The 26,795-nt window shown below is 39.9% G+C and carries 18 protein-coding genes; 15 read left to right on the top strand and 3 right to left on the bottom strand.

Annotated features, from left to right (window positions below; genetic code table 11):
* Positions 1 to 31: 31 nt before the first annotated feature.
* Entirely contained in the window at positions 32 to 2,413 is a 2,382-nt protein-coding gene (locus ACZZZK_RS05900) for a mechanosensitive ion channel family protein (protein ID WP_463483335.1), read from the bottom strand.
* 398 nt (positions 2,414 to 2,811) lie between these two features.
* Between ACZZZK_RS05900 and ACZZZK_RS05895 the strand changes: the two genes are divergently transcribed.
* The 15 genes from ACZZZK_RS05895 to ACZZZK_RS05825 all read left to right on the top strand — a co-directional run bounded on the left by ACZZZK_RS05895 (position 2,812) and on the right by ACZZZK_RS05825 (position 23,773).
* Positions 2,812 to 3,408, top strand: a complete 597-nt coding sequence (locus ACZZZK_RS05895; RefSeq protein WP_463483334.1) for an RNA polymerase sigma factor — start codon at positions 2,812 to 2,814, stop codon at positions 3,406 to 3,408.
* 80 nt (positions 3,409 to 3,488) lie between these two features.
* Positions 3,489 to 4,706 (top strand): FecR family protein, encoded by a 1,218-nt coding sequence (locus tag ACZZZK_RS05890; protein ID WP_463483333.1) that lies wholly within the window; start codon positions 3,489 to 3,491, stop codon positions 4,704 to 4,706.
* Between the two features lie 138 nt (positions 4,707 to 4,844).
* Positions 4,845 to 8,432 carry a SusC/RagA family TonB-linked outer membrane protein gene (locus ACZZZK_RS05885; protein WP_463483332.1) on the top strand — a complete coding sequence of 1,196 codons (3,588 nt, stop codon included), beginning with the start codon at positions 4,845 to 4,847 and terminating at the stop codon, positions 8,430 to 8,432.
* Complete coding sequence (locus ACZZZK_RS05880; RefSeq protein WP_463483331.1) at positions 8,432 to 9,817, top strand: RagB/SusD family nutrient uptake outer membrane protein; 1,386 nt, start codon at positions 8,432 to 8,434, stop codon at positions 9,815 to 9,817. Before ACZZZK_RS05885 ends, ACZZZK_RS05880 begins: the two co-directional genes overlap by 1 nt.
* A gap of 72 nt (positions 9,818 to 9,889) precedes the next feature.
* Positions 9,890 to 10,810 carry an ABC transporter ATP-binding protein gene (locus tag ACZZZK_RS05875; RefSeq protein WP_463483330.1) on the top strand — a complete coding sequence of 307 codons (921 nt, stop codon included), beginning with the start codon at positions 9,890 to 9,892 and terminating at the stop codon, positions 10,808 to 10,810.
* An 18-nt stretch (positions 10,811 to 10,828) separates the two neighbouring features.
* Positions 10,829 to 13,129: a Gldg family protein gene (locus ACZZZK_RS05870; RefSeq protein ID WP_463483329.1), complete on the top strand. Its 2,301-nt coding sequence runs from the start codon at positions 10,829 to 10,831 to the stop codon at positions 13,127 to 13,129.
* 2 nt (positions 13,130 to 13,131) lie between these two features.
* On the top strand, positions 13,132 to 14,478 hold the full coding sequence (locus ACZZZK_RS05865; RefSeq protein ID WP_463483328.1) for a MutS-related protein: 1,347 nt from the start codon (positions 13,132 to 13,134) through the stop codon (positions 14,476 to 14,478).
* 1 nt (position 14,479) lies between these two features.
* Positions 14,480 to 15,802 (top strand): MutS-related protein, encoded by a 1,323-nt coding sequence (locus ACZZZK_RS05860; RefSeq protein ID WP_463483327.1) that lies wholly within the window; start codon positions 14,480 to 14,482, stop codon positions 15,800 to 15,802.
* A gap of 15 nt (positions 15,803 to 15,817) precedes the next feature.
* Positions 15,818 to 16,996, top strand: a complete 1,179-nt coding sequence (locus ACZZZK_RS05855) for a hypothetical protein (RefSeq protein WP_463483326.1) — start codon at positions 15,818 to 15,820, stop codon at positions 16,994 to 16,996.
* Positions 16,997 to 17,947: 951 nt separating this feature from the next.
* Positions 17,948 to 18,475 carry a DapH/DapD/GlmU-related protein gene (locus ACZZZK_RS05850; protein WP_463483325.1) on the top strand — a complete coding sequence of 176 codons (528 nt, stop codon included), beginning with the start codon at positions 17,948 to 17,950 and terminating at the stop codon, positions 18,473 to 18,475.
* Position 18,476: 1 nt separating this feature from the next.
* Entirely contained in the window at positions 18,477 to 19,538 is a 1,062-nt protein-coding gene (locus ACZZZK_RS05845) for an alpha/beta hydrolase (protein WP_463483324.1), read from the top strand.
* 7 nt (positions 19,539 to 19,545) lie between these two features.
* Positions 19,546 to 20,028, top strand: coding sequence for a cyclophilin-like fold protein (locus tag ACZZZK_RS05840; RefSeq protein WP_463483323.1), 483 nt, complete (start codon positions 19,546 to 19,548; stop codon positions 20,026 to 20,028).
* A 64-nt stretch (positions 20,029 to 20,092) separates the two neighbouring features.
* Positions 20,093 to 20,428, top strand: coding sequence for a 2Fe-2S iron-sulfur cluster-binding protein (locus ACZZZK_RS05835; protein WP_463483322.1), 336 nt, complete (start codon positions 20,093 to 20,095; stop codon positions 20,426 to 20,428).
* A 250-nt stretch (positions 20,429 to 20,678) separates the two neighbouring features.
* Positions 20,679 to 21,155, top strand: coding sequence for an SRPBCC family protein (locus ACZZZK_RS05830; RefSeq protein WP_463483321.1), 477 nt, complete (start codon positions 20,679 to 20,681; stop codon positions 21,153 to 21,155).
* Between the two features lie 269 nt (positions 21,156 to 21,424).
* Complete coding sequence (locus ACZZZK_RS05825) at positions 21,425 to 23,773, top strand: mechanosensitive ion channel domain-containing protein (protein ID WP_463483320.1); 2,349 nt, start codon at positions 21,425 to 21,427, stop codon at positions 23,771 to 23,773.
* Positions 23,774 to 24,059: 286 nt separating this feature from the next.
* Here ACZZZK_RS05825 and ACZZZK_RS05820 read toward each other — a convergent pair whose 3' ends face one another.
* Positions 24,060 to 25,052, bottom strand: coding sequence for a hypothetical protein (locus tag ACZZZK_RS05820; protein ID WP_463483319.1), 993 nt, complete (start codon positions 25,050 to 25,052; stop codon positions 24,060 to 24,062).
* A 200-nt stretch (positions 25,053 to 25,252) separates the two neighbouring features.
* Positions 25,253 to 26,596 carry a MutS-related protein gene (locus tag ACZZZK_RS05815; RefSeq protein WP_463483318.1) on the bottom strand — a complete coding sequence of 448 codons (1,344 nt, stop codon included), beginning with the start codon at positions 26,594 to 26,596 and terminating at the stop codon, positions 25,253 to 25,255.
* Positions 26,597 to 26,795: the final 199 nt, after the last annotated feature.

The raw sequence follows: 26,795 nt of genomic DNA, 5'->3' as shown, positions 1-26,795 counted from the left end.
ATATCACTTTAAAAATTCTCGGCCATTAAATTTAAGAATCCTCTGTCTTATGTAAATAAATTTCCTGCTGGCTGAATGGAATTTTAATGCTGTTTTGCCTAAAAGATTCATTTATGGCGATGATCAGGTCACTCTTTGTTGAGCCATTTTCCTTCAGGGTTCTTGTCCAAACCAGTATATTAAGATCAATAGCATTTTCTCCAAATGATTCAAATTGGACAACAGGCTTCGGGTTTTTTAAAATCCTATCTTCACTTTCCAGAATTTCAATAATTAACGCCTTACACTTTCTGAGATCTGTTTCATAGTCTACACCAATATTGATGGCCATTCGTTTTCTTCCTCCGGCGAGTGTCCAGTTCATTAAATGCGAATTCAAAAGATCGCCATTTGGCATCACGAGATCCCCACCATCAAAAGTGGTAATCACGCTACTGCGAAATCCTATTGATTTCATTGTTCCTCCCTGGCCATCCACATCCACCAGATCGCCAACATTTACCGGTTTTTCAAATGCAATGATTAACCCGCTGACTAAGTTGTTCACTAAAGTCTGTAAACCAAAACCAATTCCTACCCCCAGAGCACCAATGACGATGGTAATCCTGTCAAGTGGAATACCTGCGGCAGCCAGTGCTAGAAACAAGCCTGTGCAAAGTATCACAAGTCTCACCAAGAGCACCCAGCTACCTAAACCCTTTTTAACAGATTGCCCGTTTCTACTATTTACAAGATGGTCATCCGAGGTGAAAAATGAAACAATTTTTGATGCGATGACTGCTATGGCCATGATGCCGAAAAATAGCAAAAGTCCATTAATGCTAAAGCTATAATCTCCTATGCGGTGTTCGCTCTCCAGAAGGTTAAGCAATGGCCTGGAAAGGAGATCAAACTGTGGGAAATTGTGGCCCATGAGCACTAGCCATCCCACTACTAACAGGAAATATAAAATAGTCGGAGCTTTGCTGCCAACCTTTCCCAGATTCAGATAAAAAAGTTTTCTATCCTGCACGGTATAAACATCGAATGCCAGGAGAAGTCCTTCGTTGATTAATCTGACCACCCAAAGGAAAATGATCGATATAACTACATTTAAAAATCCGACCAGGAATAATGTTTTAGAAAGATTGAAACGGCCATAGATATTGAAGATAGCAGAAATAAGTTCAAATGCGACCATGATACCAATGGAATAACAGATCCATTTTTCTTTCAGCTCAGCATACCTTTTTTGCAGAAGTATAACTACTCCTGCACTTGCACCCAATATTGAGAAACCGAGCATAAACCAACGTTCATCGCGGGACGACTGAAGTAAAATATTACCAAATGAGGCAGCCAAAAGTACCACCACCATGAACAGCCACACCTTCATCCAATAGCTGGTGATGAAATTTCTAAACAAAATGGTAAGACAAATAGCACTGATTATCCAGATAACTAAACTAAGTATAAATGGAGGTGAGATGAGGATAAACTGGAATAGGCTTAACACAATTACCATTGCCGATAATAATGGGTAGCGGATGGCGAGCTGACCATCCAAGTCACTTTTGAGAAGACCTTTAAGTTTATAAATATTTTTTAATGCCCTGAGATATAAGAAAGAACAGGTAGTCAATAAAAAAATCAGCAAGAGCCTACCTATATTATTGCCCACATAATATTTTAAAGTGAGCAGATTCTTTTCAATGGAAAAGCTAATGATCTCTTTGAAGTGACGAAAGTGTTTCGGATGCTGCCAGATGTTTGGTAATTCGCGGGCCAATGAATTATAGGTCATGTTACGCTCGTACTGCTCCACCTGTTCAATACTATTGGTAAGTTGACTAATTGCTAAATTATAGGTATTCAGCTGTTTCTGCACCTGCAAACTCCGAGCCTTTAGGATAGAATCCAAAGGAGCTGTTTCATAGGCAGCAGTTCCAAGTGTTTTTAAATAATCAACTACTGAGGAAGAGTCTTTTGGGAAAGCGAAAAGCTCAGGAATAGACGACAGAGAATCAAGTTTGTAATGAAATGCGGTAAAAGACTTTTGTCTGGTATCGAGGTTTCTCTTTATTAAAGTTGTGGTCTGTAAAAGCTCCCTTAGAATTCGCTTCGTAGAAGCAAGGTTTCGGTAGGTTTGTATCGAACCCATATTAATAAACACACCATCAGACGCTATCTTGAATACAGATTTAAGATCTTTTAGGTGATTTGTTATAACGGAAGTATCTTGAGAGGTTTTCAGAAACGCCTTTGCATTTTCTGTGTTTACGCGAATCTCATTAATGACTTTGAGTTGTATGAGCGAGATATTGTCTGTCTTAAAATCCTCTTTGCTTTCCTTTTCCGATTTTTTGGCAAATGCCTGCATTTTCTCGAGAAAACTTTCTGTCTTAACTCTTACGCTGTCCGATTTCGTTTTCAACGGACTATTACTTTGAGCAAACGCAATTTGGCTCAAGAAAACGCCTATCAGGGTAAACAAGGATAGTAAAAAATTCTTGAGATGGCGATGATAGGGATTCATTAATCAATACTACATAAAAAATTACCCGATTGCAAGCAGAAAGGCGTATGCAACTAGTGTAATATTGGCTTTTAACCTGATTAGCATTGGCCAAGGCGGTCAGTTTAAAATGCTCATTGGCAATATTCCTTCAAATGAAATGACTTCTGATCTGACATACAGGAAAAAAAAGTTAAAAAAGGACAAAGTGGGCAAACCAATTTATCATCAGGCTTGAGTGAATCAATTAGTGAATGGAGCGGCCGGCCGTGTTTTCGCTTAATGCATTCAAATTAATCCTGTATATTTGATTATTCATGCACATCCATACCAAGCCAGTCGTTGATGAATATAAATTGTTGCGTCAGGTAGCACAAGGAAATCAACATGCATTCAAGCTTCTTTATGAACTGCATAAAAAAAAAGTTTTCAATAAGGCTTTTTATATATTAAAGTCTGAAGTATTGGCAGAAGAGGTTCTTCAAGAGGTGATGCTAAAGCTTTGGCAAAATGCCGGAAGCCTGAGGCCTGATAGCAACATATCGGCTTATCTCCTCACCCTGGCCCAAAACCAGAGTTTTCAGATACTGAGGCGCAAAGTACTTGAAGCCAGAACTGAGCTTGCAATGGGAAAGGCGTGGACAGAGAAACATAATGAAACGGAGGAAGAGATTCTTTTGGCAGATACCAGAAAAATACTCACCGAGGGGATAGCACTTTTGCCTGCTCAACAGAAAATGGTCTACGAGCTCTGCCATATACAAGGCCTTAAGTACGAACAGGCTGCGCAACAGATGAATTTGAGTGTAGAAACCGTACGAAGCTATATGAAATTGGCACTCCGTTTTCTTAGGGCATATCTTAAAACGCATACCGATATTGTTGCATTATTAGTGATCTTCAGATTAATCTGATTTTTTTTTCATTTTCCATACCCCCTAAAAGCGTTCTCATGGATTATATATAAAAAGGGCAGTCTGCGCCCACTTAAATTATGCCAGAGCAAGAAGACTTAAGAATAATTTATTTATATAGGAAATTCTTTTCCAAGACAGCTACTCTGGCAGAGGTGGAGGAATTCAGCAATCTTCTGGATGAGGACCTGACTCAAGACAAACTTTTTAGATTGCTCGATACGGATTTCAAGTTGAGTGAATCACAACTTATCGAAATTGATGAGTTTCGTTCGCAGCAGATCTTTAAAAATATTATTGAACAGCCTCAGGGTCGTCAGACTATCAGAAAAATTTTCCCTCGTATAGCTATTGCAGCTTCATTCATCGGCGCCTTATTAATCGTATCCCTATATCTGGTTTTTAATTATTTTACAGAGAAGGAAAATATCACCACCTCAATTGCTTCAAAAAAAGATATCCCTCCTGGGAAAACCGGCGCTACGTTAATACTGGCAAACGGAAAGAGTATTAATCTCTCAGAAGTGAACAATGGAGAAATTGCAATTGAATCAGGAGTAAGGATATCTAAAAGTCGATCTGGAGAAATTATCTATAACATGGATAATGAGCAGATTTCAGATGGAGAAGGATTAAATATGCTAAAAACAGCAAATGCTCAGACCTTTCGTGTCAAATTACCGGATGGTTCCACAGCATGGCTGAATGCAGCCTCATCGATAAAATTCAGCTCCTCTTTCAAAAATCTGAAGAGTAGAACAGTTCAACTGGTTGGAGAGGCTTATTTCGAGGTAGCAAAGGATGAAAAACATCCATTTATTGTAAAATCAGCTAATCAAGAGGTTCAGGTTTTAGGAACATACTTTAATGTGAAAGCCTATAGCAATGATCCAAGGGAAATCACTACGCTGGCAGAGGGGAGGGTTAAAATCTCTTACATGGCTTCTACCTGGAACGCAAAATCAAAAATAGCCTATAAAGATGAGGTTGTTCTCGCTCCTGGGCAACAATCCGTTTTAAGCGAAGAGAAACTTAATATCAGCAGTGTTGACACCGATGTGCCACTAGCCTGGAAAAATGGGGATTTCATCTTCAATGGTAGTAATATCGAGGAGATCATGCGTGATGTATCTCGCTGGTATAATATCGAGGTTATCTATCCTGGAGAGATTCCCAAAGGCAATTTCTCTGGCAATGTTTCAAGAACAAAAAATATAAGCCAGATACTTAAGGCTTTGGAAACTACTAAATTAGTTCACTTTAAAATTGAAGGAAGGAGGGTGTACGTAACGAATTAACTCAGTAAATAAGCCAGATCCCCGAACCAGGGACCTGGAATAGTTTGGCATTCGCCGACAAACAAAGCTATCAACTAAACCTACAGTATGCCTTTCCCGTGGAAAGTAGAGGTACACTGACAAACCAAACTAAAGCTAATGTATAGAAAATATACCGTAAATCTAGGTATGCCTAATCTGGTATACCATAAAATCTTGCTCACTATGCGATTAACCAGCGTGTTTCTGTTAGCAACCTTGATGCAGGTCTCCGCTGCCGGATTTGCTCAAAAAATTTCCCTTTCAGAAAAAAATGCATCGATTACACAAATCTTTTCAAAGATAAAAAATCAAAGTGGCTTTGATTTTGTAGCCGATGCAAATTTACTCAGATCGATCCAGCCGATCAATATCAGGGTAAAAAATCTCGACCTTCCCGAGGTGCTGGAGATCATATCCAAGGAGCAACCCCTCAAATTTGAAATCCAGGATAAGATGGTTATTGTACTTAAAAAAGAGAGTTCGTTTCTAGATCGCCTCTCCGCAGTATTTTTTAAAATCGATATCAGGGGATTGGTTCTGAATGAAAAAGGGGAGCCAATGGGAGGGGCAAATGTTTCGGTCCTTGGAACGAAGCAGTCGGCAAGAACTGGTCCTGATGGGACATTTTCTTTTCTGAATCTTTCGGGAAAGGAAACCTTGGTGACTAGTTTTATTGGTTATAAATCTGATACACTTACTTTAACTGGACAAAAAACCGTTGCTATTGCGATGAAACCCCTTACTGCAGTGCTGGAGGAAGTCGCCGTGGTTAGCACAGGTTATCAGGATTTAAACAAAGATCGTGCGACCGGCTCATTTGGTATAGTCACCGCAAAGGAGCTTGCCAAATTTCCGACGATTAGCTTACTGGAGAGGCTGCAAGGACTGGTTCCGGGAGTAAATATTTCTACCAAAACAATAGCAGGGCAAAGCCGGAACGGTACGGTAAACATTCGGGGCATCTCTACAATTGTAGGGCAGTATACCCAGGTTAGTGTTGAACCATTGCTGGTAGTTGATGGATTTCCATCGCAGATTTCAATTGCTAAAGGTGCCTTGGATTTACTTAATCCGGAGGATATTCAACAAGTGACATTTTTAAAAGATGCCGCTGCATCATCAATATGGGGCATTCAGGCCGCTAATGGTGTGATCGTGATTACCACTAAGAAAGGCAAAAAGAATTCTGCTCCTGCCGTTAATTTTACCACCACCTATAGCACAAGTGCTAAGCCCCGAACGGATTTCGGACAAATGATGTCTATCACAGATTATATTGCGCTGGAAAAAGACTTAATCAATGCCAATATTTTTATGGATCCGGTGCCATCATCGTTTCGTGCAGCAAACAATACACAAGCTCAGGCCATTATATTCAGAAACAAACGTGGAGAGATTTCAGAAACACAAATGAATCTTGAACTTGCCGCCCTTGCCCAAAATGATAATAGTGATCAAATTGACAAGTATCTACTTCAACGACCTGCAACCAGACAATATACGTTATCACTATCTGGTGGTGGAGTTAACAGTTCTTACCACATGTCTGGATACTACTACACCGATGATAGGGTATATAAAGCAAATAAAAATAAGGGCTATTCTTTTAATCTGGGGTCATCATCAGTACTTTTTAAAGGGGCGGTTACCATCAATAGCTCAATAAGTTATGCCAATACAACAGATCAAACCAATCCGGCATCAGCTCAGGCAATGAGCATGTCGGGGTTAGGCCTTCGCCCTTACGATATGCTGAAAAATGCCGATGGGACAAACATTTATTACGATGTGTTCATGGTTCCCGCTCAGGCAAGGAATTTCGAAAGGCTAGGATATCTTCCATTTCAGTATTCGCCTATCGATGAGCTGAATTATAATAACACTTTAAATACGACCAATAATCTCGGACTTAACGTCGATATTACTGGAAAAATTACATCGTGGCTTAGTCTATCCCTTTCGGGTAATATAGGAAGAAATTTCAATGAACGGGAAAATTACAAAGAGCCGGAAAGCTATGAGGCCCGTATCCTTGTTAACCGTGGTACTAGCATCAATAACCTCGGCAGACTGGTTTATGGTATTCCGAATGGAGGGAAACTCGACCTTAATAATTCCCTGGTAAGAAGCTATAATTTAAGGGGACAATTAAACGCAAGTAAAAACTGGGACAATAAACATGAAATTAACATTGTCATCGGTAATGAGATTCGGGAAGTTTTTAACAAAAGCAGCAGTGAGGCTAGATATGGGTACAATAAGGAAATAAATTCCTATTCGCCCGTTAACCCAAGCGTAAGTTATCTGGACATATTTGGTCAAAGGCCCGTTATCGGTGCAACATCAGGGCCAGTTATCGAAAGGACAACCAGAGCACTTTCCTATTACGCAAATGGCTCGTATACCTTCAATACCAGATACACCATTTCGGGAAGTGCACGCTTTGATGATTTAAACCTGTTAGGGGTAGAAAGACGTAAAAGAGCAATACCTTTATGGTCAACAGGAGTTAGCTGGAATATCAAACAAGAGAATCTTTTTAAAGATATCAACTGGCTGAGTGGTCTGTCTGCAAGGTTCACCCTTGGCTTTACTGGTAACGCCCCTCAGGGTTATGCCCCGGTTACAGTGATTGATCTTCTCGGTACCAACGCCTATACAGGGTTACCGTCAGCTGGCATAAACCGGCCTGCAAGAGAGAATCTGGCTTGGGAAAAAACAAAAATGCTTAATTACGGTATCGAATTCTCCTTGTTTGAGAACAGGATTTCAGGAACCCTGGAATACTATAAAAAGAAAACCACTGATATTTTTTATGAACTGCCTATAAATGCTACCTATGGCTTTTCTAATACAATTTTTAATGCAGCCATGCTTGATGGCGAAGGGGTTGATCTAGGCTTGTCATTCGCATTGATCCGCTCTAAAGAGTGGACATGGAACAACAGTGTTAACCTTTCCTATAATACCAATGTAGTTCATGATGAGCGATTTAAACTGCCAATTGGCAATGAAGATGTTTCGCAGGGTCAGATTATCCATGACGGCTATCCAACTGATTTTTTATTCTCGTACAAATTTGCAGGTCTTGATAATAAAGGAGAAACGCTTATCGAAGATCCTAAAGTTCCCGGTAAATATTATAATACCTGGGATTTCCCTTACTACGATATAAAAGCATATTCTGGAAGAACGGCATCTCCCTGGTTTGGTGCCTATAATACAAACTTTACCTACAAACAATTTGATCTTGGCTTTCAATTCCAATACCAGCTCGGTGGCGTATTTCGCAAACCCTCCATTGACGTGTTAGGTGCCTTTGTGAGCCGTGCAGGAGATCTCGCACAACGGTGGAGAAATCCTGGAGATGAAGCCAATACAAATGTTCCTGGGATTAATGCTGATTATTCAATGGGATTCAATTATAATTCCAGCGTAGAGCGTTATGCTAACTCTGATTTGCTGGTACGTAGTAGAAGCAATGTAAAGCTTCAGCAGATAAGACTTTCCTATTCACTTCCTCAGCACCTTGCAACCAAACTTAAAATCAAGGGGTTAACGGCGTCGGCTATATGTCGCAATCTAGGTATGATATGGGCGGCTAATAAAGAAGGGATTGACCCTGATTACTTGTATAGTGCAAGCACGACATATCAATTGGCTCCTGTAAGAACCTATTCTTTTCAACTTAATCTGAGTTTATAATGCATCAAGATAAGACTATAAGCGTATTAAAAATGTTTTTGATCGCTGTATTAACCATGGCACTTTTCTCCTGCCGCAAATATGTAGAAGATGTTCCCGTTCAAGGGCAACGGGTGTTGGTATATACAAACGACTACCGTTTATTAATGAACAATATCAACGATTCGGGCATCGGTTGTGGGCTCCCGGCAGTTTTGGGTAGCGATGACATCAGTTTCAACGATCCGGCTGTTCAACAGAATGTAGCTTTTGATCCATCGAGAGTTGCTGCCTATACCTGGCGAAAACCATTTTACACAGATAAAACTGACGATTTTGATTGGAACACCATGTATAAGGCCCTTTATACATTCAACACCGTTATCGCAGGAGTTTTAGAAAGTAAAGGCGGTACACCCGATGAACGAAATGCCATTTACGCTGAAGGACTCATTCAGCGTGCTTTCACCTATTTTAGCTTGGTGAATTCCTATTCAAAACAATATGACCAGGCCACGGCAGACCAGGATCCTGGTGTTCCGTTATTGTTGGAAGCCAAACTTTTTGTGAATCTTAAAAGAGCCACGGTAGCCGAAGTATATACGCAGATCTTAAAAGATCTTGAGATTGCGATACCGTTGATACCGATCAACCAGGTCAACTCTGTAAAACCCAATCGTGCAGCGGCCTACGCTTTGCTCTCCAGGGTTTATCTCAACATGCGCCGGTATGAATCGGCTTTGGATGCCGCAGAAAAATCGACTGCACTTTTTGGCGAACTGACAGATTATAATCAGTTTATCACCGTCGCTTTCCCTAACCTGTTGCAAAACAAGGAAGTGCTCCTGCGTAAAGTTCCAAGAATCAGTTATGGAGCGCTACAGTTAAGTAATGATCTGCTTACTTTACTCGGTACCAAGGATCTCAGATATACGCTATTCACCAGACCCGGAAATGCCACAAATTTTTATCCAAATTTTTCGGGAAGAGGTTTTTTTGCAGGGGCAGGGGTAGATCCGGCATCTGTGGGGCTAACTACAAGTGATACCTGGTTAATAAGAGCCGAGTGTCTGGCACGCCTGGGACAAACGGACGCCGCGGTGAAAATACTCAATGATCTCCGAAAATTCCGGTTCAAACCTGCAGACCTGATATCACTTGCTGCCGCAAACAGCCAGCAAGCCCTGCAGTTAGTCGTTGATGAGCGTAGGAGGGAGTTCTTTGGAACGGGGCTTAGATGGTTTGACCAGAAAAGATTAAATAAAGATGCTCTTTTTGCGAAACCGCTCATCAGGGAATTTGCCGGGCAGACCTATACATTGCTTCCAAATAGCAACGGATACGTTTTCCCTTTTTCTTCTATCATCGTTAACCAGAATCCCGAAATTATTCAAAACCCGGAGTAAATAAAGGTATAAGGTTTTATCTGTGGGTAGATAACCATAGATAAAGGATACTTATGTCCAAAAATTAAAATTATGAAACAAAGTATAGTAAAAATAGAGCATCTGTCACATCGTTACAGTAGTAGCTGGGCGATACGTGATATCAATATAGAAATCTCCGACTTTGGTATCGTAGGCTTGCTGGGATCAAATGGGGCAGGTAAATCCACCACAATGAATATCCTCTGCGGATCACTAAATCAAACAGAGGGATCCGTATATATTAATGGTATTAATTTTCGGGACGACCCCATGCAGGCCAAGATGGAAATTGGGTTTCTTCCACAAAATCCACCATTGTATCTGGACTTAACGGTTGATGAATATCTGAATTATTGTGCATCGCTGAGAAACATGTCTGGCAAGATCAAAAAAGATGCTGTAGAAGAGGCAAAAGACCGTTGCGGCATCAGTCACTTCAGTAGCCGTTTGCTAAAAAACCTTTCTGGAGGGTACCGCCAACGTGTTGGAATCGCTCAGGCCATTGTCCATCGGCCGAATGTACTGGTTTTAGATGAACCAACGAATGGCCTGGATCCAAATCAGATTATAGAAGTGCGTTCACTGATCAGAGAAATAGCGAAAGACAGGGTAGTAATTTTTTCATCCCATATACTTTCTGAGGTTCAGTTGCTGTGCAGGGATATCAAAATGATTGAAAACGGCAAAATAGTTTTCGAAGATACAATGGATGCTTTCAACAACTACATCGAACCCCACAGTATGCTCGTTCATTTGAACAATATGCCCAATATCGCGGAACTCGAGGCTATTCAGGGGATCATGAGGGTTGAATTACTCAATGACAGGCTTGTTCGCCTCTTTTTTAGTGGAGAGCCTGAAATTACAGAGACGATCGTAACTCAAAGCGTAAACAATGGTTGGCGTTTACAGGAAATCACTCTTGAAAAAAACTCGGTCGAGGAAATATTTAAACAACTTTCACAACATTAATCCCTTAACATATTCTTAATGAAAACAATATTCAGAATCGCCAGAACAGAGTTGAAGCTGCTTTTTTATTCTCCAATTGCGTGGTTCCTCATCATCATTTTTATGGTCCAATGCGGCCTGGTCTTTGTGAAAGGGGTAGAAGGAATGGTACAGGTGCAGGAAGGCGGCTATAAAATCCCGTTCAGTATTATAGCCCAGATTTTCTCCGGCGCTAACGGAGTATTTTCCACGGTAATGGGAAACCTTTATCTATATCTTCCACTACTTACCATGGGATTGATTAGCCGCGAGATAAGCAGTGGTACTATCAAGTTACTTTATTCCTCACCCATCAGAGTAAGCGATATCGTGTTAGGGAAGTTTACCGCTATGATGGTCATGAGCATTGTAATGGTAAGTATTGTCTCCCTATATATCATTTTAAGCTGCTTTTTTGTGAAGTCTCCAGATGTAGGAATGTTAATGAGTGGCGTGCTTGGTCTTTTCCTGTTACTTTGCGCATATTCGGCAATTGGCTTATTCATGTCTTCGCTCACTACTTACCAGATTGTAGCTGCAGTATGCACTTTTGTAACTTTTGGAATTTTATATAACGTTTCCGGCCTTTGGAAGGGTATTCCGTTTTTAAGGGATGTAACCTATTTCTTATCTGTAGCCGGCCGTACCGACTGGATGCTTGCAGGATTGATTACGAGTAACGGGATAATATACTTTTTTGCAATCATCTTTCTTTTTGTGAGTTTAACGATCTACAAGTTGAAATCGGGGATGGAAACTACGTCTGCGTCAGCAAAGGTGTTGCGGTATAGCTTAATCGTGATCACTACCATTGCAATCGGATACATTAGTTCAATTCCCCAGTTGATCATTTATTTTGATGTGACAACTAATAAAACCAATACCCTTAAACCTTCCACTCAGCAGATTATTCGTGAACTTGGAGATGAACCTTTAGAAGTTACCGGATATATGAATCTATTTGGCGGCTTTATGGAAGATGGAAATCCTGAATCGTACCAGAAAAATATTAATCAATGGTTGCCTTACGTCCGTTTCAAACATAATATCGAGCTTAAAACGGTGATGTATTATGACACGCTTGCGCAAGGTGGAGGGGTTATGAATGGTAATAAAGGCAAGACCCTTACTCAGGTAGCGGCAAAGGTGGCTGAAAATCTGAACCTGAACCTCGACGATTTCAAAACTCCGGAAGAAATCCGAAAAAATATTGACCTTTCAAAGGAGCCCAATTTCTACATCATGCAGTTAAAATATAAGGGGCGCAAAACTTTTTTACGGATTTTTCCTGATAACGATCACTGGCCGTCTGAAACCGAAGTTTCAGCTGCCTTGAAAAGACTACTTCAGGCAAAAATGCCCAGAATTCTTTTTGCAACGGGAGAACTGGAGCGTAATATCAATAAAATTGGCGATCGGGAATACCAGGCCCTTACCAATCTTAAAACTTTTCGAAGTTCTTTGTTGAATCAAGGTTTTGATGTGGATACCATCGCCCTGTCGAGCACAGCCGTTCCGCAAGGAATTTCTGCGCTAGTGATTGCAGATCCAAAAGTTGCGCTTAATTCTTCAGCATTGAAAAATTTGCAGACGTACATTGATAATGGCGGAAACTTAATGTTATCGGGAGAACCGGGTAAACAAAGTATTCTGAATCCGATTCTGCAGCAAATGGGCGTTCAGTTTATGCAAGGTACCATCGTTCAACAGAGTAAGCAACTTCAGCCTGATCTCGCCGCACCTTTTCTAACAGGAGCAGCTGCAGGGATGTTTCTGCCATTGGCAAAAGTGCATCAGGATAGTGTTGTGGTGTCTATGCCATCAGCTGGAGCACTTTCGGTCGAGAATCACAGTGATTTTGTTATCAATCCCTTATTGGTAACCGACCCGGGCAGAAGCTGGCTAAAAAGAGATAAGTTTTTGAATGACTCGGCAGTGGTTGAATTCGAGCCTGCAAAAGGCGACCTAAAGAAATCCCTGCCACTTGCGCTAAGCTTAAGGAGGAACGTAAAAGGGAAAGATCAGCGCATTATTGTTCTTTCTGATGCAGATCTAATGTCAAATGCAGAGCTAAACCGCTTTAATATGAGGACAGCAAATTTCGTGTTTAACACCGGACTATTCAGTTGGTTGAGTTATGGCGCATTCCCGATAAGCAGCTTTAGGCCGTCGCCGCAGGATACCGTTCTTTTCTTAGCAAAAGATCAGGTTAAATTAATCAAAATAATACTGCTATGGGTTGTGCCGGGTATGTTGTTGGCCTGTGGCAGTTTGATATTAATTCGTAGAAAAAGAAAATAAATATGTCTTTTCAAACCGATCAGCAAACATTGGATGACCTGAATATCTTTGGCCGACCAGGTCAGAAGTCTATCTTCGAAATCTTTAATAAAACGAAGACTCGAGGAGGGGGAGGTGTCATGGAGGAAATGTTTCGCTCGCCACTTACAGATGTCCAAAAAATAAATAGCAGGGCCGCCATTATCCAGTACCTGCAATTATCCGGAGGGGATTTTCCGATAAGTCTGGATCATTTCGATCCGATCGAATCTTATATCAGGATGAAGGATGAACGGACCAAATTGTCGGCTAAAGAAGATTCGCTTACTTCGCGGATCAACAACTTAGTTGCCCTAGATTCGGATACGGCTTTAATTCATCAGGGAATTGCCGCTTTAATTAAATTGCTGGGACAATTACGCGATTTTCTCAAACTTCAGGAGACGGTATTCGAACATCCATTTGCCGACAGGTTTAATTTTATTGCAAATATTTTAAACGATCCGGATTTTTCCAGCATTCTCCAGCTGCACAGTGGACGAGGCCCCTCTGCCAGGGAATTCATTGCTTATGACGAATTTTTTAGATTCCTTCACAGAGAAGAGGTTTTCCTCGTCCTTGATTTTGTGTATCAGTTGGATGCCTATTTCGCGATTGCTAAAGTAGCGACAGAAAGGAAATTTGTATTTGCGAAAGCCTTGCCGATGGACAGGCGGGTTTTGGATGTGCAGGGGTTCTTTCATCCCCATATAGATCGGGCTGTAGCCAATTCTATCACGATGCGAAGCGATCTTAATGTGGTCTTCCTGACTGGCGCTAACATGGCAGGTAAATCGACTTTTATGAAGTCTTTCAGTATTGCGCTTTTTCTTGCACACATGGGTTTTCCTGTTCCGGCCGAAAAAATGGAATTTTCCGTATTGGATGGGATGTATACCACTATCAACCTGCCTGACAACCTCGGGATGGGTGCGAGTCATTTTTATGCAGAAGTTTTAAGAGTGAAAAAAATTGCAGCTGAGTTAAAATCCGGTAAAAACCTCTTTGTGCTTTTTGATGAAATGTTTCGCGGCACAAATGTAAAAGATGCCTGTGAGGCAACTATCGCCTTTACTCAGGCGTTCTCGCTTAAACGAAATAGTATGTTTGTGATTTCTACCCACATCATCGAAGCCGGAGAAGTTTTGATGGAAAGATGCAATGGTATCAATTTCATTTATTTACCCACAAGCATGCAGGAAAATATGCCCTCGTATTCTTATAAGATACAGCAAGGGCTGACTGCAGATAGACACGGACTTTTAATTATTATGAATGAAGGAATTTTGGAAATTCTAGAATCTGGACTGGAGCAGAATAAACAAGGCTGATATGAGTTTTATAATAGACAAACAAACCCGGAGTGATCTTAACTTATCGGGTAAATACAGATCCGGTTCGATATTCAGCTTATTCAATAAGGTAAAGACTGCAGGCGGAGAAAAACTTCTGCAGCAAATGTTTAACGCCCCGTTTACAGACGCTGAAAATATCAATAAACGCAGTGGGATTTTTCAGTACATACAACAAAGTGGTTTAGACTTTCCATTTAATAGCGATCATTTTAAGGATGCAGATGACTACTTAGCTGAAGAGAATAATGATTTCTATTTTATCTCACTTGTTAAAGTTTACAGCAAAAAAATCAGAGGGGTTCTTTTACGAGAGCAGCAGTATGATAATCTTGTAAAGGGTTTAACTGCTATGCTTTCCATCCTGAATACCACCAATGCTTTTTTGAATAAATACCAGGATCGATCTTCTTCTTCGCTGGATGACCTGATCGCAAACTTGAAGACTGTACTTGAAGATACGCGTTTAGGTAAGCTAATTGGAAACGAAGTGCTAAACGAAATGCCGCTATATCAGATCGCTGAGTTTGACTTTATGTTGAGACAGCGCTTACGGAAAGAAATGTTATTGCTATTGGAGACACTATTTCATCTGGATGTTTACACTGCAGTAGCCAAAGTCGCCGCGTTGAATAACTTTTCCTATGCCGAATCGTTAAATGCAACGGATAACACCATGGAAATTGATTCACTTCGCCATCCGGCATTGCCCAAAGGCGTGGCCAATCACCTGCGTTTCAGCGAACCTGAAAACATGGTTTTTTTGACTGGAGCAAATATGGCTGGAAAATCTACACTCATGAAATCTTTTGGAATTGCTGTCTATCTGGCGCACCTTGGATTCCCGATTGCAGCAAAATCTATGCGTTTTTCAGTGAGAGACGGCCTGTTTTCCTCTATCAACATGGCAGATAATCTGGAAATGGGACATAGCCACTTTTATGCGGAGGTGTTAAGGGTAAAGGAAGCGGCGGTTAATGTAGCCTCGGGGAAAAGTTTTGTGGTCCTTTTTGATGAACTTTTCAAAGGCACCAATGTTAAGGATGCTTATGATGGAACCTTATTGGTTACCAAGGCTTTTTCGAAGTATCAAAACACTGTTTTTGTTATCTCTACTCATATTATTGAAGTCGGTGAGGAACTCAGGAAAAATAACGGGAACATACAATTTAAGTATTTGCCTACCATCATGAACGGTACTATACCGAAATATACCTATTTGTTGGACGATGGAATCACCTCTGACCGCCAGGGAATGCTCATTATAGAAAACGAAGGCATTCTCCAACTTTTAAAAGACTAAACACTTATACGGAAAATGAAAAACAACATATTAATCCCATTTCGTAGCGCAATGATCGCGTGCTTGCTCATGCTTTTTTGGTGCCCAGATGTTTTAGCTCAAAAAAAGCTAACTAAACTGCAAGCTGAGAATGCTGCACAGAAAGAATGGAATGAAGAGAAAAAAAGACTATTGCCTGCTGCTGAACGTGCCTGGGGAGAGGGAGTAATCACTTTTGAAAAATATAAAATGGCAATTGCTTACCGCGTTTTTGGCGATAAACCCGCCGGGGGACGAAGTCTTTATATTTCGCTGCATGGTGGTGGACAGGCTCCCGTTGCGGTTAATAATCAGCAGTGGGAAAACCAGAGAACGCTTTATAACATCAAGGAAGGCTTAGTGGTGGTACCAAGAGCTCCGACTAATACCTGGAATTTGTGGCATGAGGATCATATTGATAATATGCTGGACTCTATAATCACATATGCGGTTATTTCTCAGGACGTTAATCCGGATAAAGTTTATATTCTTGGATATTCTGCGGGTGGCGACGGGGTGTTTCAGTTGGCACCCCGCATGGCCGATAGGTTTGCAGCAGCTTCCATGATGGCAGGACATCCCGGAGATGCTGATATGCGCAATCTTCGAAATCTGCCCTTTTCCATATTTATGGGTGGCCTGGACTCCGCATACAACAGAAATACTTTAGCCGCCAGGTATAACGGAAAGCTTGATAGCTTACGTGCGCAAGATCCGGGAGGCTATGCACATGAGTTTCATTTATATCCCGATAAACCACACTGGATGGATAAAAGGGATACCATAGCCATCCCGTGGATGGCAAATTTTGTGAGAAACACGTTGCCAAAAAAGGTAATCTGGGTTCAGGACAATCGCCTGCAGGACCGCTTTTACTGGCTGTCTACCTCAATTCAAAAAACAGCAGCTGGGGAGAAAGCAGAGGTAGAAATTAAGGGTAACCAAATACTGGTTTCCAAAAATGATTTTAGCGAGCTTGAACTAAATCTCAACGATCAGCTGGTAGATCTGGATAAACCGGTAACTGTGATCATCGGCGGAAGAAAGGTTTTTGACAAGAGGGTTGAGCGAAACCTTGGGATTATCAAGATGACAGTTGGACAGTATCGGGATCCTCATATGATATTTAATGTCAAACTGCTCGTCAAGGCTAGTCAGGTCAAAGTGGTAAACTAAGTGCTTCTGAAAGAGCTTATCAGTAGCTCTTTAATTAAGCTGAATTGCTTTCATCACCTGAAAAACAAACCTGACAAAATTGTCTTTGTCTGAGTCTCTATCTAAAAATATAAGATCTGTGGACAAAGACAGATTATAAACATGCAATAGAAAAACATTTCAAAAGAAGTACAATAGCTATTATTTAGCTTTTTGCATGTCCAGGTTCATTAAATAAATTGTGTCAGGCTCATTTTAATAGGCGCTACAAAAATAGTTTTAGTTGGATGATTGGTAGGGGGAGATGTCAGCTGGCGCTCCCCTTTATCATGAACCTGAAAACTAGGGGTTGTCGTTTATTTACTGATTCGCGTATTATTGGTTCGACGATTTTATGTTGATGAAGTGTTTTTTGCATAAACCAGAAAGGGTTGACCCCGCTCAACCAAAAATAAATTTTCTATAGAATTACTCGTCGGTTGATTAACAAATTTGCGGAAAGGGGTTAACCTGATTGGCTTATCCAGTCATGCATTAATTTCTGATAAAATAATTGAATCATGCACGAAAAACAAAGTTTATAATCCGGCCAAGTAATAAGTTATATACACCAATAAGTCCGTTAACTTATCCATTAGCTAATTTGAATGTGTGTATTTTCCATTATTCCCGCAATATTTGATAATGATGGATGTTTCTGAGGCATTATCTAATACACAGGCTAATAGAATTGGATCTTGAGTTAATGATTCTCATAAACTCATTTCATTTATCAAATATAACAATCTAAAACTTGCAACAAATGTTGTACTGGTCAGATGGGTCAACGTACTCTTATTTATCCATTAATAGGTGATATGTGACATTACTTGCGAAATAAATGTAACAGAATACCTCTAAGTTCCTTTTATCTTTGTTTCAGTATAAAAATCAGGACAATGAGCAATAGGAATATTTTCAAGAGGTTACGCAATGGGGAAACCATTTTATCGAACGATCCCGAAGCATACAGAAATGCGGGAAGAATCTTTTGCGACCAAGAAACTTCTGATACAGATGAACAGTACCGCAGATCCCGATGAAATAAGAAATTATTTAAGCCAAATAACGGGTTCGGAAATCGATGAGAGTGTTGTGGTTTTTACGCCCTTGCATATCAATTATGGGAAGCATACCAAGATAGGCAAAAATGTATTTATCAATTTCGATTGTGTGTTCTTGGATCTGGGCGGAATTACCATTGAGGACAATGTATTTATCGCTCCGAAAGTAAGTCTGCTATCTGAAGGACATCCAATATCAATTGAGGACAGGCATTCATTGGTTCCAAAAGCCATTCACATCAAAAAAAATGCATGGATTGGTGCGGGTGCAACCATACTTCCGGGTGTAACCATCGGCGAAAACGCCGTTGTTGCCGCGGGAGCAGTTGTTTCCAAAGATGTTGCTCCAGATACAATTGTCGGGGGAGTTCCGGCAAAATTCATTAAAAACATTTAACATGAAAAAATTACTTTTTATAGCGCTGACTGCGATCTTTTCTTATGGTACGGCAGTCGCACAATCCAAATCAAATTCAATACCGATGAAAGAAATATCAGGAAAGAACTATACCACGTTTAAGGTGAGTGATAAGGTAACCATTTATGCAGTAACCTTCAGGAACCAATATCAAATGCAAGTTGCAGGGCATGTTTTCATCCCCAATAATATAAACATAAAAACGAAGAACCCTGCAATTATTGTCGGTCATCCGATGGGGGCAGTGAAGGAACAAAGCGCCGATGTGTACGCTTCGAATATGGCTGAAAGAGGCTTTATCACCTTAGCGATCGACCTCTCATTTTGGGGAGAAAGTGAGGGTGAGCCACGTAACGCAGTCTTGCCTGATATGTATGCTGAAGATTTCAGTGCGGCCGTCGACTTTTTGGGAACACGACCATTTGTTGACAGGAATAATATCGGGATTATCGGCGTTTGCGGAAGTGGAAGCTTTGTGATCAGTGCTGCAAAGATCGATCCCCGAATGAAAGCCATCGCAACGGTGAGTATGTATGATATGGGATCGGCGAACCGTGATGCGCTGAACCATTCACAAACCCTGGAGCAAAGGAAGCATATTATTGCTGATGCAGCGGAACAGCGATATGCAGAATTTACAGGTGGTGAAACTAAATACACTGGCGGAACAGTTCTAAAATTGGAGGCAAACACCCATCCAATCCAGCGTGAGTTTTTTGATTTTTACAGAACGCCCCGTGGGGAATACACGCCAAAAGGAGCATCTAAAGAAACAACAACAAAACCAACCTTAAGCAGTAATACGAAATTCATGAATTTTTATCCTTTCAATGATATCGAAACCATTTCTCCACGTCCACTGCTTTTCATTACCGGAGACCAGGCGCATTCAAAAGAATTTAGCGAAGACGCCTACAAAAGAGCAGCGATGCCCAAAGAGCTGGTTTATGTAAAAGGTGCAGGCCATGTAGATCTTTACGATAAAACCGATCTGATCCCATTTGATAAACTGGAAACATTCTTTAAAACCCACTTAAAATAGAAGGAGGATGAAAAACGTATTAACAAGCATGATGCTGTTTGCTTCCCTGTCGTTAGGTATGGCAAGCTGCGAAAAGGGTAATGAAACCATCTCAATCCAGGAGAATGAAGATTCAAATTTAATTACTACCAACCCATCTACCACCAAAATGAAAATTACAATAGGCAGCGATGTATTTACGGTAACGCTTTATGACAATCCAAGTGCGAGCGCTTTGAGGGCGAGGTTGCCGCTCACCGTCAATATGACGGAACTGAACGGCAACGAAAAATATTACGATCTGCCAAACAGTTTGCCCGCCAATGCCTCGGTTGGTGGAAATATCAAAGTGGGCGATTTAACGCTTTACGGAAGCAATACCCTTGTTTTATTTTATAAAGGCTTCAACACGTCATACAGCTATACAAACCTAGGCTATGTCGACAATCCCAGCGGACTTGCCACGGCTTTGGGCAATGGAAATATTGTCGTAAAATTTGAGAACAACTAGAACATCATATGATATGAAAATCAATGTAAACGCAGCTTCGAGAGTAATCATCTGATAAAAATTTATGGAAAATGATAATCGTTTAAAGCTGTCCCGTAGGGAAATGATAATTGGCACAACGGCAGCGATTTCTGCCATAGCTGCTACCAAAATTACAGGCATAACGGCTGGCAAATCAAATAAAATTGCTTTAGCAGATGTTTCGTTTGTTGTAAATGGGGAAAAACAGCAGTTAGCACTTGATACCAGAACAACGTTGCTTGATGCCCTCAGGGAACATCTTAAATTAAACGGTACAAAGAAGGGATGTGACCACGGACAATGCGGAGCTTGTACTGTAATGGTAAATGGCCGTAGAATTAATTCGTGTCTTAGCAATAATCTGAACAATAACTTCTGACACTAACACCGAACATGGTTTTTCTTATTTGGGATCTCGGTATGGATTATGAGCAGGCTCGAAGAACTTGGTTTAAATCTTGTTTAAGCATGAAAACCTTTGTTGCTGCGGCTTTTTAGGAAACGGTGGCGCATGGTTTAATAATAAGATTTTCTCGTTAAGCTAAAACTCAATAGCCACCTGTGAAGTTTAGATTAATTGAACTTTTCCAGTTTTTTGATGTTGTAAATTATACTTTTAAATCAATAACATGAAAAACGAACCCATTAAAATTAGTGAAAAATTTAATGTTGACACCGCAACATTATTCAGGGCCTGGACAGATGAATCTGCATTGAAAGCCTGGTGGAAACCAACAGGGAAAACACTTTCAAATGTTGAGAACGATATTAAGGAAGGCGGAAAAGTTGCGTATCATTTCGAAAGTGAAGCCGAGACCACCGGTAAATTAACCATCGAGGGCATGTATCAATCTGTAATTCCAGAACAAAAACTGGTTTATACCTGGAACTGGATCGTTGATGATGCAGCACTTGAAAATGGTAATTACCTGCTTACCGTTGGCTTTGAAGCTGCGGAAGAAGGCTCTGAACTAACGATCACACAGGAGAATCAAAGTGAAACTGAAGGAATACATCCACACGAGGAAGGTTGGAAAGAAGCGCTGGAAGCTTTAAAAACTTATCTGGAAAAAGAAGCATTAAACGGAGAATCAGCACAACATTAGTTGCTTAAAGCATCCCAGTTTTGTTGTTATTTGAGATGTTGGAATGGGCATCTCGAATAACATCAACGAGCGATTTTTTCCCATTTATATGCAAAGTCATGTTCTTCAATCGCGACAATGCCATGCCGTCTATGAGGTAACCAAATTTAGGGAGAAGGTGAGCTCATTAATTGATATTTTCAAATAAACTTAAAGCAAAACTGATAATGTGCTATTTTAGCAGACGCCAGAATCATGGCCCGTTATCAACTCAAATCACTTTTAAAAAAATGTATAAATCCCAGGTTCCAAAAGCTTTACTGAATCTTATCATTTTATTGACAATCTCGCTGTGTTGGGTAGGATCATCCAGGGCACAAGATTCTTTAAAAAGAGCGCAGGATTCTGTTCAGGTTATCCCTGATACATTGCTGTTCAGAATCCAGACTGCCCAGGCGGCCATTACGGAAATTAATGCAGCTAATAAAAAAGGCTATGATGTGAGTGCAATTCAAGATCGGCTGGCAGTACTTGGTTCCAGTATTGCTTCCGTAAAAAGGGATTTTGGCAACGGAAAAGGTAATGCAGAAAGCAGAAGCCTGGTTAGTTTTAAACTGATCCTCAAAGATGTGCAGACTGAACTTTCGGCAATCTCTGCACGCCTGGTCAAAACCAATTCTGAACTTCAGCGAATGTCGCAACAGGTAATTGACCTCAGTTCAGATTCGCTGCTTCTTGCAGATCAGGAAGAATCAGAAAAAATGTTGTACAGACCTCAACTCTTGCAAATAAAAACCCGGTTGCACGAAACAGGAGAGGTTACAGGCAAAAACCTTTCAAAAGTAAGCAAGCTTTTGGCGAAAAGTTCTTCCATGAGTAGTGAGGTAAATGATTTACAGGTTGCCCTTGATGACCAGCTAGAAAAATCTGGACGAATTGCTGCAAACAGGGAAGTTCCATACATTTGGTCGGCACCTTTACGCTTGTTTGGGTTTAGCCAAATTGGTTCAAGGTTGTCCGATGCCTATTTCGGACAGGGAGAAATCTTCCAATATTTTATCAATTCAATCTGGGATACAGGCGTTGTGCTACTGATTGTTGTGCTGGCTTTTTTTATCTGGGTTCACCGGAACTTTGTAACAGCAAGTCGTTTATCAGTTAAACGAAAGATAGGAGAACTCAAATTCGACTATTTGCGGGCTTATCCCATTATGGCCAGTTCCATTGTTCTTTTATGTCTTTTGCTCGCCTTTCACTCCGATGCACCCTCTATTTTTATCGAGGTGGTACAACTTATTTTAATGATTTTGATTACCATCCACTTGAGAAGAGTTTTGCCAAAAGAAGCGCTAAGGTTGTGGTTTATGATTCTCGGTGGCTTTGTGTTCCTGGTTTTTGCTTCGAGCCTGATCAGTGAGGCGCTCTTGCCAAGATTGATTTTGTTGGTCATCCATTTGGGTTTTCTATTTTTAGGAGTGAGGATGTATGGGAAAACAAAAATTCCGCAGTTTTCCAAAAGGTTCATTAAATTAGTTATCTGGGTGCTGGTATTGATGAATGGGCTGGCGATAATCATGAATGTGTTTGGCAGAATCAGCTTATCTAAAGTCTTTGGCATTGCTGGGGTCATTAATCTGACGCAAATGATTTCGCTGGCTGTATTTATTCAGATTATGCTGGATGCACTCGAACTACAGATCAAAATAAGTTCTTGCAATAAAGGTTTCTTCTCCAGGTTAAATCCTGATGCAATGAAATCGCAGTTCAAAAAGGTACTTAAGGTATTCAGTTTTATTGTTTGGCTTTTAATCTTATTTAACAATTTGGGGATGTCGTCCGGGATTTATAGCCTGATGACTGGCGTACTCTCCAAAGAAAGAAGTTTCGGCAGCATCCACTTTTCGCTTGGAAATGTGCTTTTCTTCTTCATCATTATATACGTTTCCAATAAATTACAAAAACATGTGCCGCTATTTTTTGGCGAACAAAAAATCAGTTTCGATGGCGCCAGTGATCACAAGGGTTCAAAAGTGGCACTTTTTCGGTTAATCATTATCGTGATTGGACTGCTTCTGGCTTTTACTGCATCTGGCCTCCCGATGGATAAACTTACCGTTGTTTTGGGCGCACTTGGTGTTGGAATTGGATTAGGTATGCAGAATATTGTGAACAACTTTGTTTCCGGCATTATTTTAATCTTCGAGAAACCCTTCCGTATTGGTGATTATGTAGAACTTGCAGATAAAAAAGGTAAGGTTCAGGATATTGGTATCCGGTCGAGCAAATTACTCACGCCACAAGGCTCAGAAGTGATCATCCCAAATGGTGATTTGCTTTCCGGCAGGTTGGTCAACTGGACGTTAAGCAATGATTATCTGAAATCCGAATTACTAATCAAAGTAAGCTCCACCGCTAACATGCAGCAGGTTCAGGAAATCATTTCCGAAGTGATTAAAGGATCAGTCCACACCGTAAACAAGCTCCCACCAGAAATTTTAGTTAATAATTTGGCAGCCGATAGTGTGGAAATTAAAGTTTTAATTTGGGTTAACAATGTGTATGTAGAAGCCGCTTTTAAAAGCGAGACGCTTTTGCGCATTATGGTTGCTTTCCAGGAAGCAGATATCAAAGTGATGTAATTCGCGATTTGTTATATAAGATAGGTTGAATATAAGCTTTGAAGTAAATCCCTGCATATTTTCTTCTTTTGTTCAAATTACTATTTGCCAATGCCTAGTTTCATTCTTTAATTTTTTAGTTGATGAGTTAATAAATAATACGGAACCTGAAGAAAAAATCATTAGATCTATATTCTTTGTGAGTTTCAATTTGGGTCGCCATTGATGACAGCTAATTTGACTAATCGTTTGCTGTATTTAATTTCTTTTGATTTGAGTTACTAGTCTATTGAACTTATGTGGTTTGTTAAAGAAGGATGCTGTTGACTTCCGCTACAAAACGTTCCACTTTTTTTGTGCTAAAAAAACTTGATAGAACCAATACATCTTCTTTCTGGCTACCAGGTCTTAAAAAATATACCTGTACATCGGTTCCCGAATAAATCATATTAGTTGATTTTCTAACCGTTTGGATTCCATTAAAATCATCAAATGAATAAGCTCTGTTCCCCAATCCGATAGGGTTTTTTCGCGTGAGCATTCTGGAACCCTTGTCAAGAGTAATTTCGGTAAAACCTGACAGGATAATCGCTGGTCCTCCAACCAGGGTAAAGAGCAGAAAGCAAACTCTCCCGATATTAAAGCCGCCGCCCAGCCATGCATAAGGCGTAAGTTCATGAATGCCTATAGCCAAAAGACCAACGCCAAGTAGAAGACTGCCGATTCTGTTTCTTTTAAGAATGTATGCGCCACCATTTGGGATAAAAAACTTATACTCATCAATATACTGTGGGGCGAAATCTCCCGGGCTATCATGCGCCTCCAGATAACGGTGTAGAGGTGTGATCACCTCATCGACAAAGCCGATTGCATTGGGATCATCATTTTTTCCATAACTGGATGATACCAATATCCCTTTTCCATATCGATCATTTTTTTTAAATAACCTGTAGGTATAAGAACCAGCCATGTTGGAAACAGGTGAAATGCCGTATATTTTAGAAAATGGAAGGGAGGATATAGTCAGCAAGCCCATTAGTTTTTTTCGCATGACGCCCGCACTAATGTCAAACTCTACAGATGTGCCCGCCCACAGGATGAATAAGATAACTACCGCTATCAGGATAATAAGTATTGGCAGGGAAGAAGTAAAAGAATTTCGGAGATAATAAAGATAGACCAGGTATCCGCTCAGGAAAAAAATGGACAGTACGGCAGCAAGAATATAGGATAGGCCATATGGGTAAACTGTTATACGGCCCGGCTCAATCCGCCAACGGGTTTTCGATAATGATTTCAATGACAAGGGCTTTAATTTTTTAACATCTAAACACTTCACGAGCGATTTGGTTTTGCCGATCTTTAAGGAAATCATTAGTAAAAAGGAAGGGGGGATACATTCGTTTTTTGAGACAAGATACTCTGAAATTCATATCTAAAATTACAAACAAGAAAGTCCCCAGGTTTTGAAAATCGAATTTAAAGATTGAAAGTAGAAAACTAAGATTTATATAAAGATTTTTTTGCAGCCAGTTTTAAGACTTCCACGATCCCTTCATTCTTTACTATGTACATTCCTAAAGTTTCGTTGGAAATCCCTTCTTTAAGTGAATAAGTAAAAATCGGTTTTTTGTTTTCAAAATAGGTGTCTAGGTATCGAAATGAGATATTTTTAAATTTATTTAAAGAGGTAGCAAGCTCTATGATGTGAGTAGAGATAACAAATGCTGAATTTTGAATAGCTTGTAGCTCCGATATAATTAGAGAAGATGCATCATAGGCATCCTTTACATTAGTTCCTCGAAACAGTTCATCAAATATTACAAAAACATTTTGGCTTCTTAACAAGATTTCTGCAACCTCCTTTACTCTCTTCACTTCCGTATAATAATGACTTAAACCATCGTTTATATTGTCAGGAAGATTAATTGTAGTTACCAAACCATTAAGCACACTCAATTTCATTTCCTCTGCTGGGACGGGAAAGCCTAGGTGAGATAAATAAATTGTTAATCCCAGGGACTTTAACAACGAGGACTTTCCAGCCATATTAGATCCTGTTAAAAATATTATGTTTTTAGTAACATCTATCTGGAGATCATTTTTAACTGGCTCTTTAATCGAAGGGTGAAAGAGGCCAGTAATAGATATATTCAAATCTTCCTCAATATTAAAAATCGGGAACGAAAATTCTTTAGAAGCGGCTACTAAAGCAACATTTTCAAAAACGTCTAATTCATACATCAGTTGTAGGAATTTTTTAATATTATGTTTTTCTGCTCCGCGTATAGCTCTGTCTAACTTTGTTACATCTAAGAAACGAAGATGTTTTTCGTTGAGCAATGAAGCTTTCATCAAAACACCTCCATCAATGATATCAAGAATCTCATCAAAAATTTCTAGAAGATGTATTGGAGGGTTATTTGCTTTTTGATCGTTTATGAAGTTTAAAATGTATTTTGTAATCTTGATAAGATACTTGAGCCCAGTTTTTATAATATAATAATTATTACTAGAATTACGTATTAAGTAATCCGATAAAGCATCAAGTGGATTATTTTTAAAGTGCTTAAATTTGCTTTCAAGATAGAAATCAATCAAATCAATCTCTTCATTTCTGATATCAAAATTAATTTGGTTATCAAAAAAAAACCTAATACCATCCCGCCTGGAAATGATTTCATCGCGATTGTTGAGCGGATGATTCATAATCTCAATTAATCGTTTTCTACCACCTACCGTTCTTGTATACTTAAATAAATTTAATATCGAATTTGAACTTACATTTTCTGAGAAAATGTTTAGATCATTAAAGGTTTGCTTATCTATAATAAATGTGCCCACAAACTGAAATTATAATGTTCGGATTTCCTAAATTAATATTAATTACATAGTAATTCTCTATGGTCACATCTGAAAACTCATCTTGCGAGGAAGCTTCTTACATTGTCGTATAAAATCAACAATATAAAAGTTCGTTTTTCGAAACTGAAAACTTGGTATTTATATTCCTTTGCAATCCAAAAAAATAGAATGATTGCCG

The sequence above is a fragment of the Pedobacter sp. AC163 genome (genome assembly GCF_979258665.1).
Note: the sequence above shows the minus strand (reverse complement) of the source record. Positions and strands in the feature narration are given on the sequence as shown.

What these genes read in the sequence shown, in the direction of transcription:
- ACZZZK_RS05895 (WP_463483334.1), top strand. Translation starts at nt 2,812, where the DNA reads ATGCACATCCATACCAAGCCAGTCGTTGATGAATATAAATTGTTGCGT.
- ACZZZK_RS05890 (WP_463483333.1), top strand. Translation starts at nt 3,489, where the DNA reads ATGCCAGAGCAAGAAGACTTAAGAATAATTTATTTATATAGGAAATTC.
- ACZZZK_RS05885 (WP_463483332.1), top strand. Translation starts at nt 4,845, where the DNA reads ATGTATAGAAAATATACCGTAAATCTAGGTATGCCTAATCTGGTATAC.
- ACZZZK_RS05880 (WP_463483331.1), top strand. Translation starts at nt 8,432, where the DNA reads ATGCATCAAGATAAGACTATAAGCGTATTAAAAATGTTTTTGATCGCT.
- ACZZZK_RS05875 (WP_463483330.1), top strand. Translation starts at nt 9,890, where the DNA reads ATGAAACAAAGTATAGTAAAAATAGAGCATCTGTCACATCGTTACAGT.
- ACZZZK_RS05870 (WP_463483329.1), top strand. Translation starts at nt 10,829, where the DNA reads ATGAAAACAATATTCAGAATCGCCAGAACAGAGTTGAAGCTGCTTTTT.
- ACZZZK_RS05865 (WP_463483328.1), top strand. Translation starts at nt 13,132, where the DNA reads ATGTCTTTTCAAACCGATCAGCAAACATTGGATGACCTGAATATCTTT.
- ACZZZK_RS05860 (WP_463483327.1), top strand. Translation starts at nt 14,480, where the DNA reads ATGAGTTTTATAATAGACAAACAAACCCGGAGTGATCTTAACTTATCG.
- ACZZZK_RS05855 (WP_463483326.1), top strand. Translation starts at nt 15,818, where the DNA reads ATGAAAAACAACATATTAATCCCATTTCGTAGCGCAATGATCGCGTGC.
- ACZZZK_RS05850 (WP_463483325.1), top strand. Translation starts at nt 17,948, where the DNA reads ATGGGGAAACCATTTTATCGAACGATCCCGAAGCATACAGAAATGCGG.
- ACZZZK_RS05845 (WP_463483324.1), top strand. Translation starts at nt 18,477, where the DNA reads ATGAAAAAATTACTTTTTATAGCGCTGACTGCGATCTTTTCTTATGGT.
- ACZZZK_RS05840 (WP_463483323.1), top strand. Translation starts at nt 19,546, where the DNA reads ATGAAAAACGTATTAACAAGCATGATGCTGTTTGCTTCCCTGTCGTTA.
- ACZZZK_RS05835 (WP_463483322.1), top strand. Translation starts at nt 20,093, where the DNA reads ATGGAAAATGATAATCGTTTAAAGCTGTCCCGTAGGGAAATGATAATT.
- ACZZZK_RS05830 (WP_463483321.1), top strand. Translation starts at nt 20,679, where the DNA reads ATGAAAAACGAACCCATTAAAATTAGTGAAAAATTTAATGTTGACACC.
- ACZZZK_RS05825 (WP_463483320.1), top strand. Translation starts at nt 21,425, where the DNA reads ATGTATAAATCCCAGGTTCCAAAAGCTTTACTGAATCTTATCATTTTA.